This is a genomic window from Alteromonas alvinellae, from assembly GCF_902705805.1.
In genome coordinates, this window is sequence record NZ_CACSIH010000037.1 from 22,326 (window position 1) to 38,232 (window position 15,907).

The window sequence follows — 15,907 nt, forward strand, 5'->3', positions numbered from 1 at the left end:
TATCGCTTTAATAACTAAAGGAGAAAGGTATGAGCTGGGAACTGGAAAGCATCGAAGCCTTATTTAAAGAGCATGATGACTTTGTGGTAACACGTGAGGAAAACTGCTTACTTATTGCTAATCAAGACGGCATAGATGCCTGGCTTGCTATCAGCGGAGAGCAGATTTTAGTAGAGAGTCTTTTGTTTGCAGCGTCGGAAGTAAAAGATAAGCCAGCGCTAGATCATGAAATATTGTCTACTCATATGGTGTTCCCTTTAACCACGGTAGGCATCTCAAACATTGGTGGTGAAGAGTACTACACTGCCTTTGGTGCGTTAAGTGCCCAGTCAAAAGCCGAAAGTATCGTTATTGAAGTGGAAACCCTGTTTCAGAATGTTGCATCTTTCTTAGATGCCTACGAAACACACCTTAACTAAAATTTACTTCTAAGGAGAAGCGAATGTCAGTGTGGAAAAAATTAGTAACTGCAGTAAAAGGTGGTGCAACCGAAGCTGCTCAATCTGTCGTAGACAGTCAGGCTATTCGAATTCTGGAACAAGAAATTAGAGAAGCCAAAGAAGAATTGCGTAAGTCAGACCATGCACGTACCCAAATCTTGGCAAAGTGTAAACTTTCTCAGCAAAAAGTGGATAGCTTCAATTCGTCAATTGCGGAATACGAAGCTCACGCGCGCAAGGCCATCGATAGCGACCGCCAACTCGCGCTAGACTGTGCTCAAAAGGTGTCTGAACTTAAAGAAGAACGAGACCAAGAACAAACATATCTTGATCAGTTCCAGCAGTCAGAAAAGCAACTGGCACAAAATATCCAACAGGCGAAAGCGAATTTACGCCGCTTAGAGCAGCAAGTGGATATGGTAAAAGCCACCGAAAGCGTTCAGAAGGCGCAAGTAGCGGTTTCTTCACGTCACATGGGTGCGAATAGCAAAATGAAAACGGCGACAGAGTCACTGTCACGTATTCAAGATAAGCAAAAGATGCGCAATGCTGAGCTACAAGCTGCAGAAGAGTTAGCAAACAATGAATCGAGCAGCGATCTAGAAAAACGTCTAGCCGAAGCGGGCATTAAAGGGGGTAAAACCTCGGCCGATGACGAGCTAGCGCGAATTCTAGGCAAGTAAGTTAGAAAAATGGGAGCTACGCGCTCCCATTTTTAATTCTTGTTACAATAATTTCCTGCGTAAATTACCGTTAAGTAAAGCGCTAACCTAGACAAATCAAGTACTTCAAGGCAGAGTAAAGGCACGCATAACAAGGGCTGTTTCTTTTATGTCTCCATGGATAAAACTGCGAAAAATCATGCTGCAATATTTTGCAGAATCACGCTGGTACACTATTGTCGGTGCCACCGCCTTTTACGCAGTAACAAGCTATTGGCTACTTTACGCTGCAGACGAGCACGATTTAATTGCCAACGCCGATTTTATTTACTGGCTGGCGGTCACCGCCTCTACAGTGGGCTATGGTGATTTATCTCCCGTCACGCCAGCGGGAAAGCTGGTTGTAGCGCTTTACGTCATACCGCTTGGTTTGAGTATCTTCGCCATGGTAATTGGCCGGATTGCAGCTTGGGTTTCATTAACGTGGAAGAAAGGATTGTTGGGTATGAACAGCTTGATGCTAGATGGACATATCTTAGTAATTGGGTGGAATGAGCAGCGTACTATGCTGCTGCTTGATTTAATACTTCAAGAACGCGATGCCATGCCAGAGCGCCCCGATATTGTGCTGTGCGTGAAGGCCGATATCACTAATCCCATGCCTGGCGTGATTGAGTTCGTGAAGGTAGATTCGTTTAACAAAGACGAAGATATGGATCGCGCCTGCGTGTCTACCGCCCGAACTATTCTTATCGATAACCCACAAGACGATGTCACCATGACTACCGCGCTGTATTGCACTAAGCGTAATCCTGATGCACATCAGGTGGCTTATTTTGATGATGATAGCCTAGTCAGCTTACTTCAGGATCACTGCCCTAAAGTGGAGTGTACACCGAGCGTGGCAATAGAAATGCTGGTTAAAGCCGCTTTTGATCCTGGTTCTAGTATGCTTCATCACGACTTACTGAGTATTGAAGAAGGCCAGGCGCAATTTTCAGTAAAAATCCCAGAAAGTAGCCACGCCATTTCTGTTGCTAAGTTATTTATTAATTTGAAACGTAAACACGATGCCATCTTTATTGGATATGCGCCAAATGGTCTTGTGAAAGAAATGGTGGTAAACCCACCGTTGGACGTTACGTTAAACCCGGGCGACACTTTGTTTTACATTGCTGAGCGCCGCATTAACGCAATTAACTGGTCTTCTCTAGACGCTGATTAAGAGGCGTAAACATGTTTAGTAAATTATTTAAAAAGTCAGAACCTAAAAAACCTAAGTCGCCAGAAATAATGGGGCTTTATTTAGGTGGGTCTTTCGAGTTAGATAACTTGAAACTTTCGCTATTAGAACCGGAGCTCACTATTGAAGGCGCAGCCCGTTCTCAATTAATTCAAGCGGTAGGCGAAGCGCCCTTAGATACAGGTGGCACTCTGCTTCGCTTTTACACCGACGACGATGGATTTTTACAGGTGGTCACCGACGGCGGCATGTCTGAGAATCATATTACCGATGTTAAGCTGTGGCACTTTTATGAAACGAAAACCATTGGTAATACTGCTCAGTGGAACGAATGCTTGAAAAACGTTATCAGCCAGCCCACCTATGAGCTTGACGGTAAGGTCTATACCCGCGTGTGGGGGGCAGTGGGCGATAAGTCACCGCCTGTTGCCGTCACTGAAACTACCTATGAAGAAGATGGTGATGTGAGTACTACTGATCAGTTTATGATGCTGTATGAACGCCCAATCAGTAATGACAGAGTTGAAACCCTGCTTGTTGTGGGTGAAGAAAAGCAAGTAGGTAATAATTTAGATAGATGTTTGGTGATTTCAACGGGGTTTGATGTTGAACCTGCAGATATCACTATAAACGGTTAATAAAAGGGAATAACTATGGATACGATCATGCAATCTTTGGCTGGCCTGGATAACTTTGCGCTTTACTTCGGCTTGTCGATTGTTTTTTTGTTTATCTTCAAATTGGTGTACGCCTTGGTCACACCTCACGATGAATGGAAGCTGGTAAAAGAAGAGAAAAACGTTGCCGCTGCCATCGGCTTTGGTGGCGCTATAATCGGTTTTGCTATCGCCCTTGGCAGCGCAGCTTCAAACTCGGTTGCTGTAGTAGATTTTGCTATTTGGGCGCTTGTTGCTGTGATTGCACAATCCCTAGCGTTTGCCATTTTACGTTTCAGCTTTATGCCAAAAATCGCCGAGCGCATAAACAATAACGAAGTTTCTGCGGGTGTTATGCTTGCCAGCATGTCTATTGCCGTAGGCTTACTCAATGCCGCTTGCATGACCTATTAAGGGGGCAGCGATGACTGATAAACGAAACACTCAGCTTGATGTTGTTGATAGCGTGCAAGGTGAGAAGCCCGCATTAAAACGCACCAAACATATTGACCTTGGTCGCATGCGCAAAGGTTTTAGCGTGAAGCCTTTAGCATTGGGTGTGGCCAGCGTTATTTTAAGTGGTTGTGGCGGCGAAAAAGAAGACGCCACCATTTACACCTCGCTAGAAGACTGTAAACAGGATTTTCCTGATGCAGTAGAGCGTTGTGAAGCTGCCTACCAGACAGCGGTCGACGAGGCCATGCGCACCAGTCCGCGCTTTAGCTCTGAGTATGACTGCGAACATGAATTTGGCCCTAACCAGTGCCAATATGTGAATAATAGTAGCGGCAGCTTTTTCATGCCGTTCATGGCAGGCTACATGGTGAGCTCTCTGCTATCGCCAAATCGCTATTACTCACAGCCCTTATATACTTCCTATTCATATAATTCACCGTTTCGTTCACGCTGGATAACGGCAGACGGCTATGTGTTCGACGGTGACATTCGCAAAAGAAAATATCGCGTAAACAAAGACGTTTATAAGCCTAAGCCTACCGTGAACCGCACAATGAAACGTGGCGGGTTTGGTAGCAGCGTTCGAGCAAAATCGTCTTGGGGTAGCAGCAGCCGTAAAGGCGGCTGGGGCGGATAACTATGTTTAGAATGCCTTGCCGGCCTCGCAAGGGCTGGCAGCAGTTGGCTAACGAGTTTGGTTTTCATTTCCACACCATGTATGGCGAGCCGTATTGGGATGAAAGTGCCTACTACCAATTCACGCTAGCGCAAATTGAAAACGACATTGAAGACCCCACAGCCGAACTACATCAAATGTGCTTGGCAGTGACCGAAGATGTGGTTAATAGTGAGGAATTACTTACTCGCTTTCGAATTCCAGAGCAACATTGGGACATAGTAAGAAACAGCTGGCAGGAAAGAGCCCCCAGTTTGTATTCACGCCTTGACCTTGTCTACAGCGGCAAAGGGCCAGCTAAGCTGCTAGAAAATAATGCAGATACACCCACCAGCTTGTATGAATCTGGCTTTTGGCAGTGGCTGTGGCTTTCACAAAACGTGGATGCCGGCAAACTCGCCCTGCACGCTGATCAGTTCAATAGCTTGCAAGAAAAACTAGTTCATCGCTTTCGCGAAATAGCATTGCACTACAACATTAATCAACTGCACATGGCGTGTTGTAAAGATACCGTAGAAGACCGCGGAACCGTGCAGTACCTACAAGACTGCGCTACAGAGGCCGGGCTTCTAGCTGACTTCGTTTTTATTGAAGACATTGGGTTAGCCGACACGGGCGTTTTTACCGATCTTCAAGACGCGCCCATTACAGACTGCTTCAAGCTTTATCCTTGGGAGTTTATGCTGCGCGAAGAGTTTGGCGATGTGTTAGAAGATGCCCAAGTTAATTGGATAGAGCCCCCATGGAAATCGATAATTTCCAATAAAGCCTTGCTTCCTCAGCTTTGGAAGAAATTTGAAGGCCACCCTAACCTGCTTCCCGCTTATTTTTCAGATGAAGTAAACACAAACACACTATCAGGAAAGTGGATTAAAAAGCCTCTGTTTTCTAGGGAAGGCGCGAATGTTTCTATCATTGAAGGTGGAATTGAGAATAAGCTTAGTGATGGTCCTTACGGCGAAGAAGGCTTTATTGTTCAAGCATTTGAACCTTTACCCGTTTTTGAAGGTAACCATACACTTATAGGTAGTTGGTTGGTAGATGACATGCCAGCAGGTATTTCAGTAAGAGAAGATGCATCTGCTATTACCCAAGATCTCTCTCGCTACCTTCCCCATATTATTTTGTAATCTATTTAAGGGGGCCTTTTTATGAAGCCGCTTTCTTTTCAAATTCGCGTTCTGCTAACGTTAGGTGCACTATTAATCGTAATAGAAGTAGCAAACTTACTTACCGGCAATGCACTAAATCAGTTTGGTGTAGTGCCTCGCACACTGTCAACCTTGCCAAATATATTCACAGCCCCGTTCCTTCACGGTACACCCACCCATTTAATGGCTAACTTGGTGCCTCTTTTGCTGTTCATGTGGCTTACTATGCAGTGGGGAAAACGCACGTTTCTCATCGCTACGCTAAGCGCACTGCTTATAGGTGGTTTGGGCGTGTGGCTGTTCGGTAGAAGCGCTACGCATATTGGCGCGAGCGGCATGGTATATGGCTATTTTGGTTTCCTTGTATTAGCAGGTTTTCGAAGTAACAAAGTGCGGTATTTACTTATTTCACTAGTAGTTGCAGCGCTGTACGGAGGAATGCTGGTTGGTGTGCTTCCCACATCCAAATTTATTTCCTTTGAATATCATCTGTTTGGCTTTATTGGTGGCTTATTTGCCGCATGGCACTGGGCACGCTAATTAGTTTACGTATAATTAGCCTCAAGATAAGACGTTTTAGTTAGATATGTCAGCAGTACAAGAACCTACACAAAAGAACCAAGGCTTTTTCGGCAACCTCGCGTTTAACATTGTTATTCCTGTGGTGCTAATGAGCTATGCAAGTTCAGAAGATTACCTAGGCCCTGCGTGGAGCATTGTGGCGGCACTCAGCTTTCCTATTGGTTATGGCCTTTGGGATTTAAAAGAGTCGGGAAAGGTCAATGGCTTTTCCATTTTAGGCATTATCAGCGTACTGCTTACCGGCGGGTTTAGCTTACTTAAACTGCCTGCCGAGTATATTGCGATAAAAGAAGCCGCTATTCCGGGCATTATTGGTATTGCTGTACTGGTAACCCAATACTCTAATAAACCCTTGGTCAAAATGCTTATTTTGAACGACCAAATCATAAACTGGCCACACCTAAACCAAGTTCTTGATGCGAAAGGCAAGCAACCAGAATTTAAAAAGAAAGTCGCGGTTAGCTCTTACATCGTAGCGAGTTCGTTTTTCCTCTCTTCTGCACTAAATTATATCTTGGCAAAAATGATATTGGTCAGTGAGCCTGGCACTACGGCATACACTGAAGAGCTTGGCCGAATGACTGCGCTTAGCTATCCAGTCATTGTGATCCCGAGCATGATTTTGCTTATTGCAGCGCTCTGGTATTTATTCGCTCAAATCAAAAAAATTACTGGCGAAGAACTCGATAACTTTATTAATCAGTAAAAAGACAATCGATAAGGGGCTTAACGCCCCTTTAACATGCCCTTCCCTACGACTGAAGCTATTACATATCTTGTAATTTAGGCGACTAAAGCATTTTCCTGAAACGCAGAAGAATACTAGCCATCAAATTTTCGCACCGCTTTTAACCAAAATGCGTGGGTATTACGTATACTCTCAAATATAAAAATAACCCGCTCTATTAGAACATGTAGGCGCTAATTGAAGGCGCGCATAGCACCTCTAGCATTACGCCATAAGCGCTGAATATTGTGTATTGCGCGCATTCTCGCTTCTTCATGTTCACACTAAGACGGTTCAATACAAAACGGCGAATTATGCTGACCATAAAAGACTTAAAAAAATCTTTTTCACAGACAGGGGCTACGCTCATCAACAACCTTAACCTTACCGTAAAGACAGGTGAATCGGTGAGTATTCAGGGGGCTTCTGGCTGCGGTAAATCTACCTTGCTGTCGCTTATTGCTGGGTTTGAGACGCCCGACGGTGGAGATATTTCGGTAAATGGATTGTCGATTGCTGGCAGTAGCAAACTCGATAATACATTTAAAGCGAAGGATATTGATAATTTTCGCAAACAGCATTTAGGTATTGTGTTTCAAAGCTTCAATCTATTCGACTGCTTTAATGCGTGGGACAACATTGCCTTTACTGCAAGGCTAAAAGGTAATGTAGATAACGACTACCAATTAGCGTTAATGGAGCTGCTTGGGATATTACCCCTAGCGCAAAAGCCGCTAAGTCAGTTATCTGGCGGTGAACAGCAGCGCTGTGCCATTGCTAGAGCGCTTGTACATCGCCCCTCGCTTATCTTGGCCGATGAGCCCACCGGCAATTTAGACGAAACCACCAGCGAAACCGTGTCTGACTTACTCTTTCAAACCTGTAAAGAGGCCAACACTTCTCTTGTTGTGGTAACTCATAGCCAAGACGTCGCGATAAAAGCAGACGCCGCTTTGCGACTACAGAAAGGGATATTAGAGAGTGTGAAATATAAAACTACAGAACAAACCTTATCTTCACCAGTAGCAGCAAGCTAATTACCGGTGAAAAACGTTAGCGATATGCGCCCTGTGAAAAAGACACCGAAAACAGCAAGTAGGAAGATAACGTGCTACGCACTTTACTGTTAACACTCTCTAGCTTATTTGCAATGGCAAGGCACAGGCCGTGGGAGCCTTTGCTCATTATGGCCGCAATTATACTGGCCAACGCTGGATTGGTTACCGTTTTGCTTATAAACGAAGGCGCCACACAAGGTGAACTGTTACAGTCGAAGCAAGGGCTTACCTTGGGCAGTATCATCACTCCAGCAGACAGCAGAGCTCGCTTTACACAAAGCGATTATGCCACACTTCGCAAGCAGGGTTTTACCCAGCTTGTTGCGATAGCTGAACGAGACGTTACCCTATCGTGCAATGGCAGCGAGCCCACAGCAACAACTCTCACATTACTTGGTGTTGATACTCAGCCTCTTTTAGGAAGTGCATTTAGAACGAGAGGTTTTGAGGCGCCTGCCCAAAACGATAGCGCTGTTTCACTATCCTATTTATCGCAAATTGCGGGGAAATCTAGTGAAATGGAAAACCAGCAGACGTCAGCAGGAATTGTATTACGCTCAAATTCTGGGGTCGACTTCGCTGTAAATGGGCTTATTCACCCCTTAACGAGCGCAAAACTAACCTGTCACGACACGCTCAATGAAACCGATAGAAAATCCGCGCCCAGTCCCTATTGGCCTGCAACGGTAAGCGCGTATGTGAGCAGCTTTGCTCCGCAAAATACAATTTTGATCTCTATCGATGAGTTTTACAGAGGCGGCGTAACGATTGAGAATGATGAACCTGCTTTACCTGCGAATCCAGACAAAGCTATGCGCGCGCAAGAGCAACAAGCAAAGCAACAGAGAGCTTACGTCCCACTTTCCGGATTTATTGCACTTTCACCGCTATCACATCAGCATTTAACCCAAATAGAAACCCTACTTGGAACACCTGTAAAGCAAACCACTCGGAATACAGACAATGACACCGGTTCGTTGCCAGATAGTTTTAGATTAAATCTTTGGGCGATGAGTGGACTGATGGGCGTTGTGGCGCTTTTTATAGTACTTAACGCGCTAAACTTGATGTACCGCACGCGGCTACCCAATATCATTCGTTTACGGCAGTTGGGCATATCTCAGCGAATTTTAAGCATTGCCCTATTCACCGAGTTGCTTGTTTACTGCGTAATAAGTATTCCAATTGGCATGTTCATCGGTTTTCAAGCGGCGTCATGGTTGTCACCTGTGATAAACGGTACATTTACGTCGTTGTTTAACGCTGTATTTGTTAACCCAGACGTTAATCTGCTTTTCACCTTCGGCTTCGCATTAACAACGACCTTTATATCTCTAGTTGTTTTTTCGTTAGTTTCTATAGTTAAGCTTTCGAATGCCCTTACCGTAGCGCCAGTCAAAAAAGAAAACGCGTTAGGCCAATTTGCCGTAGGTCTTATCTCATTATGTGCCCTACTACTGTTATTTATCGCTGAGAAGTTCGTATCTTCTACTGCTTCAGCACTTTCCTTTGTTGCATTGTTACTTCTTACCAGCTGCGCGCTTGTTCTTCTTTGGTTACCTATTTTCTCTAAGCTACTGACTAGATTTGTACCAAGACAGTGGCCCGTGTTTCACTACGTCATTGCTAATATGCATTTACTGTCTGGCAAAACCCGTCTCGCCGTTTGTGCATTCTTTATCGCGCTAACCGCAAATATTGGTATGAACACCATGACGGACAGCTTTAGAGACGCCACTGAACAATGGTTAACGCAAAGGCTTTACGCGCCTTTCTATCTGTACACCGACGCGCCACTTAGTCGTATCGAAACGTTATCTACCAAATCGTTACCGCTACTTGATTTAACTCCTTTACTTAAGGCCGAGGGAGCTGTTATTGGCTCACATGCTCAAGAAGAGACACATAATGAGATACATAAAGAGACACGTGAAGTCAGTAACAGCTCGCCCACTTACGTTTCTATCAATAGCTACCCCGTTCACCAAAACGGTAAAAAGGCGCTTGTCCTCGATGATGTAATAAACAACGACCTCAACACAGCGTGGCGTGAGTTTACAGAAGGGAAAGGGGTATTCATCAATCAGCAATTAGCGTTTGCCCTTAGCGCTAAGTTAGGACACACGCTAGATATAGAAAATATTCGCCTTCGTAAAACTGCGAATTCAAGTTCTTCGGCGGTTAATACATCTAACGAGGCGTATAGCTCGCCACAAGATAAAACTACTGACCCAACACAAGGCTCACAAAGCAGTTCGTCGAACTCAAACGTATTTGCAGCGACGCCTCAATGGAAAGTACTGGGTATTTATCCCGACTACGGTAACCTGAACGGGCAAATATTAGTGCCTCTTCCCTCGTTTAATCGAAACAATCCCCTAATCAGGGACCAACTTTTTTCCGGTGTAATGGCTATTTACCCAGAGCCTTCTATTGAGGCTAACGTGATAGGCGACAACAAACAAAGCACCTATGGAAAGGACATCCTCGAACAGCAGCTAAAATCACAGTTAGGGGAACACCGCGAAATTGCCCTTTATACCCGACAGGCGCTGTTAGATACCTCTATGCAGACCTTTGATCGCACCTTTGTATTAACTGACGGCCTTAATATTACCACCCTATTGGTGGCGGGCGTCGCCTTCGCTGTTTCGCTGACGGTACTTAGCATAGGCAGCGCAGCGCAGTTATCTGTATTGCGTGCCCTTGGCGTTAGTCAGCTTAAAGTAAAAGCTTCTCTGTTTGCGCAATATCTGTTGCTTTGTTTTATTTCGGCCTTGCTCGCCATTCCTTTTGGCGTGTATTTGGCCTATGTCTTTATTCAACAAGTAAACCGGCATGCTTTTAACTGGGTGTACCCACTTTCACTTAATGCACAGGTTATTCTCTCTAGCGTAGGGTTATCGCTGTTTATCGTTTCACTGGTGCTGTTGTTACCTTTAGGAAAACTTAAGCCGAAAATTGATTTAAGGCAGGAAGTTCAGCTATGAAAAACTATTTAGGTAGTGCCAACACCACGTTTTTGCGATTTAAAGCCAACACCTTTTTAGTGCTTGTAGCTGCTTGTTTCACGTTGAGCGCATGTACTGAAAACCCAAAAGATGAAAACGAAACTCTGGGAACCTCCACGCCAAACGGCTTTTTTGGAAACATGCAGTCGAGCGACGCCTTTACGCCAGTAAAGCGGGGCAATATTGTTGAATTACCGCGCGATCACATGAGTCATCCCGATTTTCAGTTAGAGTGGTGGTACCTCACGTTTGTGTTAAGCGCTGAAGACGGGCAAGAGTTCGGCCTTCAATATACGCTTTTTCGTTTCAATACTGAGCAAGATGCTCCTTCAAGCGCTAAGGCTAATGCTAAAAATAGTGCTGAAGGTAGCGCCGAAAGTAATGCCAAGAGTAATTACAATAGTAGCGCCGAAAGTAGTGCTAATCATAGTTCTGAAGATAACCGCCATACTAACGCTAATAGCCATATCGCAAGAAACTGGACCGATGGCCAGCAGTGGATGGGACATGCTTCGCTACACACCGCTGAACAGCATTATTTCGAAGAACGATTTGCAAGCGGTGGCGTAGGTAATGCCTATGTGAATCAACAACCCTTTACGACAGTTATTGACGATTGGGTTTGGAAAGCGGCACAGGCGGAGGTCCAAACAGGTGCAGAGAGCAAAGCCATGTTCCCGTCCGTGTTAACTTTCGCTTTCGGGCAAAGCAGTACACATCATCCGCTTAAAACACGTGAAAAAATCCCCGCTCCCACTGCAGACAGCTTATCAGAATTAAATAATGCGCCAGGCGTTAGCGCCGTCAAAGTCGCGCTTAACCTAAACACCTCTGGGCCTTTCATCAAACAGGGGGACAATGGCTACAGCAAAAAAACACAGGACGAACGCCTTCGCTCCTACTATTACAGCCAGCCGTTCATTAACGCGGAGGGTACGTTAAACATAGAGGGCAATAGCGTAAAAGTTACGGGTAAAGGCTGGTTTGATCACGAATGGACGAGCCACCTAGCCAATAGTGAAGCCATGGGATGGGATTGGTTCTCGCTGCATTTAGACGATGGAAGTAAATTGATGGCGTTTCGCATGCACGCCATGAATGAAAACATGAAAAATAGCAAAAGCAAACACAGCGAAATATTCACAACGGCTAGCTTTATAGCGGGAAATGGCACGAAAGAAACCATCGAGCAAGCCAACATATCAATTACGCCAACGGCCTATGAAACAATCAACGAGGGAGAGTCACCTCGCTCTGTTCCCACTGCTTGGCGTATTAAAATACCAATAAAAGATATCGACGTATCCATTAGCCCGTTCAAGGAAAACCAATGGAATAACAGCTTATTTCCTTATTATGAAGGGCGAGTGGAAATAAAAGGCTCCCATTCAGGGATCGGCTTTATGGAATTGACAGGCTACTAAAGCCTGTTGACCTTCGATATACAACGAACCGCAAAAGCCTCTAATAAATAGACCAATTAATGCGTTCACTTAGCGATGTCAAAGCCGCCACACCTAGCTGAGAATTACCCACGCTATTAAGCGCTGGCGAAAATACGCATATTGAAAAGCGTCCTGGTACAACAGCCACTATGCCTCCGCCTACGCCACTTTTACCCGGCAGACCCACTTTGAACGCGAAGCTCCCCGCTTCATCATACATACCGCTGGTTGCCAAGAGCGCATTCACCTGCTTAGTTTGATAAGGCGTTAACACCTGCTCATTTGCGCAGGTTGAGAAGCCGGCGTTAGCAAGAAAACTGGTAGACCGAGCTAGGTCTTCACAGCTCATTTCTAACGCACAGTTGTGAAAGTAATTACGAAGTACACCTTCCACTTCATTTTCAAAATTTCCGTAGGCCTTCATCAAATATGCCATTGCCGCATTGCGAGAGCGGTGCTCGTATTCAGACTCCGCCACCACCTTATTTACCACGATATCGCCGTTACAGCTTAAGCGTCTTACGAAATCTCGCATGGCAATATGAGGGGAAGCGAACCGAGACTGAACCATGTCACTGACCACCAGCGCACCGGCATTAATGAAGGGGTTGCGGGGAATACCGTTTTCATATTCCAACTGTACAAGAGAGTTAAACGGCAGGCCGGATGGCTCGCATCCAACTCGCTCCCACATGGTTTCACCGTAGTGATTGATGGCTAAAACAAGATTAAAGACTTTTGAGATACTTTGAATAGAAAAAGGAACACTCGCATCGCCTATCGACGTTATTTGACCGTTTGTGTTGCAAATTGAAATGCCAAACTGCCTTGGATTAACTGTAGCCAACGCAGGGATGTAGTCAGCAACTTTTCCCATGCCCAACATGGGTTCAACTTCATCATAGATATCTTGAAGTAGTGCCAGCATTTCGTTTTTCATAGTTCCCCTTTCCTGCTTACCACAGATAAAAATAAAGCGCCTTGTTATAAAAACGCTGACGCTTTAATTTCTATACAAACAATGTAGCGATTAGTTACAGCGCCAATCTTCCTTAAAGTCACACAAGCCATCATCATCTTCGTCTGACGTAAGCTCAATGTTGGTCGATACCTTTTCTGATACTTTATTTGAATCGGAATCGATTATTACTGGCTGTTTTTTATCGATAAAACTGAAGATTGTTTTTGCAATATCCGTGTTATCAATTTGCCCCATAAGCGATTGATAACCAGCACCAAAAGCAAATACTTCAACATCTACACCAGTGTGACCGCCTGTTGTCCACCCCGTGTTTGTTTTGGTGTCTAAGAAGGTTTTTACTGCCATGAAGCGAGTTTCATCATCTTGGTTTGATACGCTATCTAGCGTGGCAAGCTCTTCTTCACTCAACGACAAGCCAAGCTTCTGCGCCACAAATTCGCCAGGGTTCTCTTCATTTGCCATCTCTAAAGCAATTGTCATTACTGAGGCTGACATTGACTTAAGATGTTCAGGGCTCCAGCGGTAGTCGCCGTTTGCGCCAATGGTTAAGCCACCTGTACTGTGATCTGCAGTCAAAATAACAAGAGTGTCTGGGTTGGCTTTCACATAGTCGCGCAAGTACTCCATAGTTAACGCAAGGTCGTGCATCTCAGCCATGGCAGACGCGATATCGTTTGCGTGACCCGCCCAATCTACTTGGCTCGCTTCAACAAGAAGAAAGAACCCGTTGTCATTTTCTAAGTGTTTAATTGCATGTTGAGTTAAATACTCAAGGCGATTTTTTCGCTTGTCGTCCAGTACCGCAGGCAGCGCTACCGGAGCAAACAGACCGAGAACATTACTTCCCGCAGGCACCGAAGCCAAGCGGTTATATGAATCGGCATATTCGTAGCCAGCATCAATAAATTGCGCCAAGATATCTCTGTCGTCGCGTTCAAAGTAAGACGTTCCACCGCCCAGCATCACGTCAGCGACAAACTTGTCGTCTACGCGAACATCAAAGAAATCTTCAGCTATTTCGTTGTAGTTCTTACGGCTCTCGTTATGGGCGATGTATGACGCGGGTGTCGCATGAACAATTTGAGAGGTTACTGCCAAACCAGTACGCATGCCTTTACTCTTCGCATGGTGCATAACAGAGTTTACTGGTTGTTTGTTTACATCTACACCTATTGCACCGTTGTATGACTTAACGCCTGTAGCAAGCGCTGTTGCAGCAGCGGCTGAATCGGTAACATAACCCGATACACGAGCGGGGTATGTCGACGCGTTACCCACCAAAATGTCGTCAAATACAACTGTCTCAACTTCCGGAGTTGACGGATCATCTACATAATTACGATAAGCGGTGGTGTAGGCAGGCCCCATACCGTCGGCAACAACCATAATGATATTTTTGGGCACGCCTTTACTTTGCGTACCGGTTGCACTTGCTGATTCGGTTATAGATTCTGTGATACCACAACCCGCAAGAACAGCAATAGACGCACAACTTAGTAGTGATGTGCGAACAAATTGTTTAATCATTTAAACTTCCCTGAGTAAGTAAGGTATCTACCGGCCTGGTTACCCGAAGATACAACAACAATAAAGAAACTATCGCGAATGATTCTTTGGTGATCATAAAGGTGTTAGCAAAGCGATAATATGCAATAGTGTAAAGCAGGCTGACTAGATGCTCAAAGCTTTTGGATAAAATAACGCAAGCATGAGATGACCAGATGGTCATCTCATCAAATTAGCAACTTTTAAGAAGGAAGCGACTACTTATTTTGTGATGAGAGGTATTCGCGCATGCGCTGTTGTGCCACGTCAACGAGCATGTCGGGCTGGAACTTGGAGATAAACCTGTCACACCCCACTTTTTCTACCATGGCGTCGTTGAAGCTTCCGCTTAATGATGTGTTGAGTGCTATAAATAAGTTGCTCATACGCGGGTCGTTACGCACTTCTGAAGTAAGTCGATAGCCGTCCATTTCTGGCATTTCTGCGTCGGTGAACATAAGCAGAATTTCGTCGGTAGGATTTTTACCTTCATCTGCCCACTTTTTGAGTAATGCTAACGCTTCAGCGCCGTTTTTTCGTTCGATAATCGTGATGCCAAGCTGCTCTAACGTATCCTTTATTTGTTTTCTTGCCGTGCTTGAGTCGTCCACTATCAACACTTTCTTACCTAAAAAGTGGTTAACTATCTCTTTATCTAACACTTCTTCAGAGATAGATGTGTCGTAATCGATGATTTCCGCGAGCACTTTTTCAACATCAATGATTTCTACCAGCTCTTGTTTACCCTCAACATTCACCTGAGTTATGGCGGTTAAATAATTGGATTTTCCAATGCCGCTAGGGGGGGGTTGAATGGTACCCCAGGATGTATTCACTATGTTTTTTACCTCACCAATAATGAAGCCCTGCACGCTTCTATTGTACTCAGTGATGATAACGTTCTTGGCTGTTGCCTGTGTGGCTGCACCGCGCATTTTGATTGCCTGACGCAAGTCTATAATGGGAATGGAGCTTCCTCGGTAGTTCATCACCCCTTTCAGATTGTGATGTGAACCAGGCATTATATTGAGCTTAGGTACGTTTATAACTTCTTTAATTTTAAAGACGTTCATGGCAAATATGTGTCGTGTTCCCAGTTGAAACATCAAAAGTTCAAGCCTGTTCTCGCCTACAAGCTTGGTTCTTTGATCAACTGACGACAATACACCGCTACTCATAACACCTACTTTTACAATTAATAATCAACAACCTAGCGCCAACTTAGCGCCTTTCGCCTATCAAACCGCGTTGTTGTGCCCCTTTAGGCTAACGC

At 44.9% G+C, this 15,907-nt stretch carries 15 protein-coding genes; 12 read left to right on the forward strand and 3 right to left on the reverse strand.

What is annotated here, in order from left to right:
* The first annotated feature begins 29 nt into the window (after positions 1-29).
* The 12 genes from ACX5KA_RS02530 (at position 30) to ACX5KA_RS02585 (ending at position 12,086) form a co-directional block, all read left to right on the forward strand.
* Positions 30-419 carry a DUF2170 family protein gene (locus ACX5KA_RS02530; protein ID WP_014950192.1) on the forward strand — a complete coding sequence of 130 codons (390 nt, stop codon included), beginning with the start codon at positions 30-32 and terminating at the stop codon, positions 417-419.
* A gap of 23 nt (positions 420-442) precedes the next feature.
* On the forward strand, positions 443-1,123 hold the full coding sequence (locus ACX5KA_RS02535) for a PspA/IM30 family protein (RefSeq protein WP_014950193.1): 681 nt from the start codon (positions 443-445) through the stop codon (positions 1,121-1,123).
* A gap of 148 nt (positions 1,124-1,271) precedes the next feature.
* Entirely contained in the window at positions 1,272-2,327 is a 1,056-nt protein-coding gene (locus ACX5KA_RS02540) for a potassium channel family protein (protein ID WP_198286191.1), read from the forward strand.
* Positions 2,328-2,338: 11 nt separating this feature from the next.
* Positions 2,339-2,983: a YjfK family protein gene (locus ACX5KA_RS02545; protein ID WP_458730324.1), complete on the forward strand. Its 645-nt coding sequence runs from the start codon at positions 2,339-2,341 to the stop codon at positions 2,981-2,983.
* 15 nt (positions 2,984-2,998) lie between these two features.
* On the forward strand, positions 2,999-3,415 hold the full coding sequence (locus tag ACX5KA_RS02550; protein WP_014950196.1) for a DUF350 domain-containing protein: 417 nt from the start codon (positions 2,999-3,001) through the stop codon (positions 3,413-3,415).
* Between the two features lie 10 nt (positions 3,416-3,425).
* Complete coding sequence (locus ACX5KA_RS02555) at positions 3,426-4,094, forward strand: DUF1190 family protein (RefSeq protein WP_014977050.1); 669 nt, start codon at positions 3,426-3,428, stop codon at positions 4,092-4,094.
* A 2-nt stretch (positions 4,095-4,096) separates the two neighbouring features.
* Positions 4,097-5,263, forward strand: coding sequence for a glutathionylspermidine synthase family protein (locus tag ACX5KA_RS02560; protein ID WP_458730325.1), 1,167 nt, complete (start codon positions 4,097-4,099; stop codon positions 5,261-5,263).
* Positions 5,264-5,284: 21 nt separating this feature from the next.
* Positions 5,285-5,824, forward strand: a complete 540-nt coding sequence (locus tag ACX5KA_RS02565) for a rhomboid family intramembrane serine protease (RefSeq protein ID WP_458730326.1) — start codon at positions 5,285-5,287, stop codon at positions 5,822-5,824.
* Between the two features lie 46 nt (positions 5,825-5,870).
* Positions 5,871-6,572 (forward strand): VC0807 family protein, encoded by a 702-nt coding sequence (locus ACX5KA_RS02570; RefSeq protein WP_039218203.1) that lies wholly within the window; start codon positions 5,871-5,873, stop codon positions 6,570-6,572.
* Positions 6,573-6,907: 335 nt separating this feature from the next.
* A complete protein-coding gene (locus ACX5KA_RS02575) occupies positions 6,908-7,630 on the forward strand; it encodes an ABC transporter ATP-binding protein (protein ID WP_458730327.1) in 723 nt (240 codons plus the stop codon).
* A 71-nt stretch (positions 7,631-7,701) separates the two neighbouring features.
* Positions 7,702-10,641, forward strand: coding sequence for an ABC transporter permease (locus tag ACX5KA_RS02580; protein ID WP_458730328.1), 2,940 nt, complete (start codon positions 7,702-7,704; stop codon positions 10,639-10,641).
* A complete protein-coding gene (locus ACX5KA_RS02585) occupies positions 10,638-12,086 on the forward strand; it encodes a lipocalin-like domain-containing protein (RefSeq protein WP_458730329.1) in 1,449 nt (482 codons plus the stop codon). Before ACX5KA_RS02580 ends, ACX5KA_RS02585 begins: the two co-directional genes overlap by 4 nt.
* A 40-nt stretch (positions 12,087-12,126) precedes the next feature.
* Here the strand turns inward: ACX5KA_RS02585 and glsB are convergent, their stop codons facing one another.
* From glsB to ACX5KA_RS02600, 3 genes are all read right to left on the reverse strand, one after another.
* Positions 12,127-13,035, reverse strand: a complete 909-nt coding sequence (gene glsB / locus ACX5KA_RS02590) for a glutaminase B (protein ID WP_458730359.1) — start codon at positions 13,033-13,035, stop codon at positions 12,127-12,129.
* A gap of 102 nt (positions 13,036-13,137) precedes the next feature.
* Complete coding sequence (locus ACX5KA_RS02595) at positions 13,138-14,616, reverse strand: alkaline phosphatase (protein ID WP_458730330.1); 1,479 nt, start codon at positions 14,614-14,616, stop codon at positions 13,138-13,140.
* 236 nt (positions 14,617-14,852) lie between these two features.
* Positions 14,853-15,812, reverse strand: coding sequence for a chemotaxis protein CheV (locus tag ACX5KA_RS02600; RefSeq protein ID WP_039218214.1), 960 nt, complete (start codon positions 15,810-15,812; stop codon positions 14,853-14,855).
* Positions 15,813-15,907: the final 95 nt, after the last annotated feature.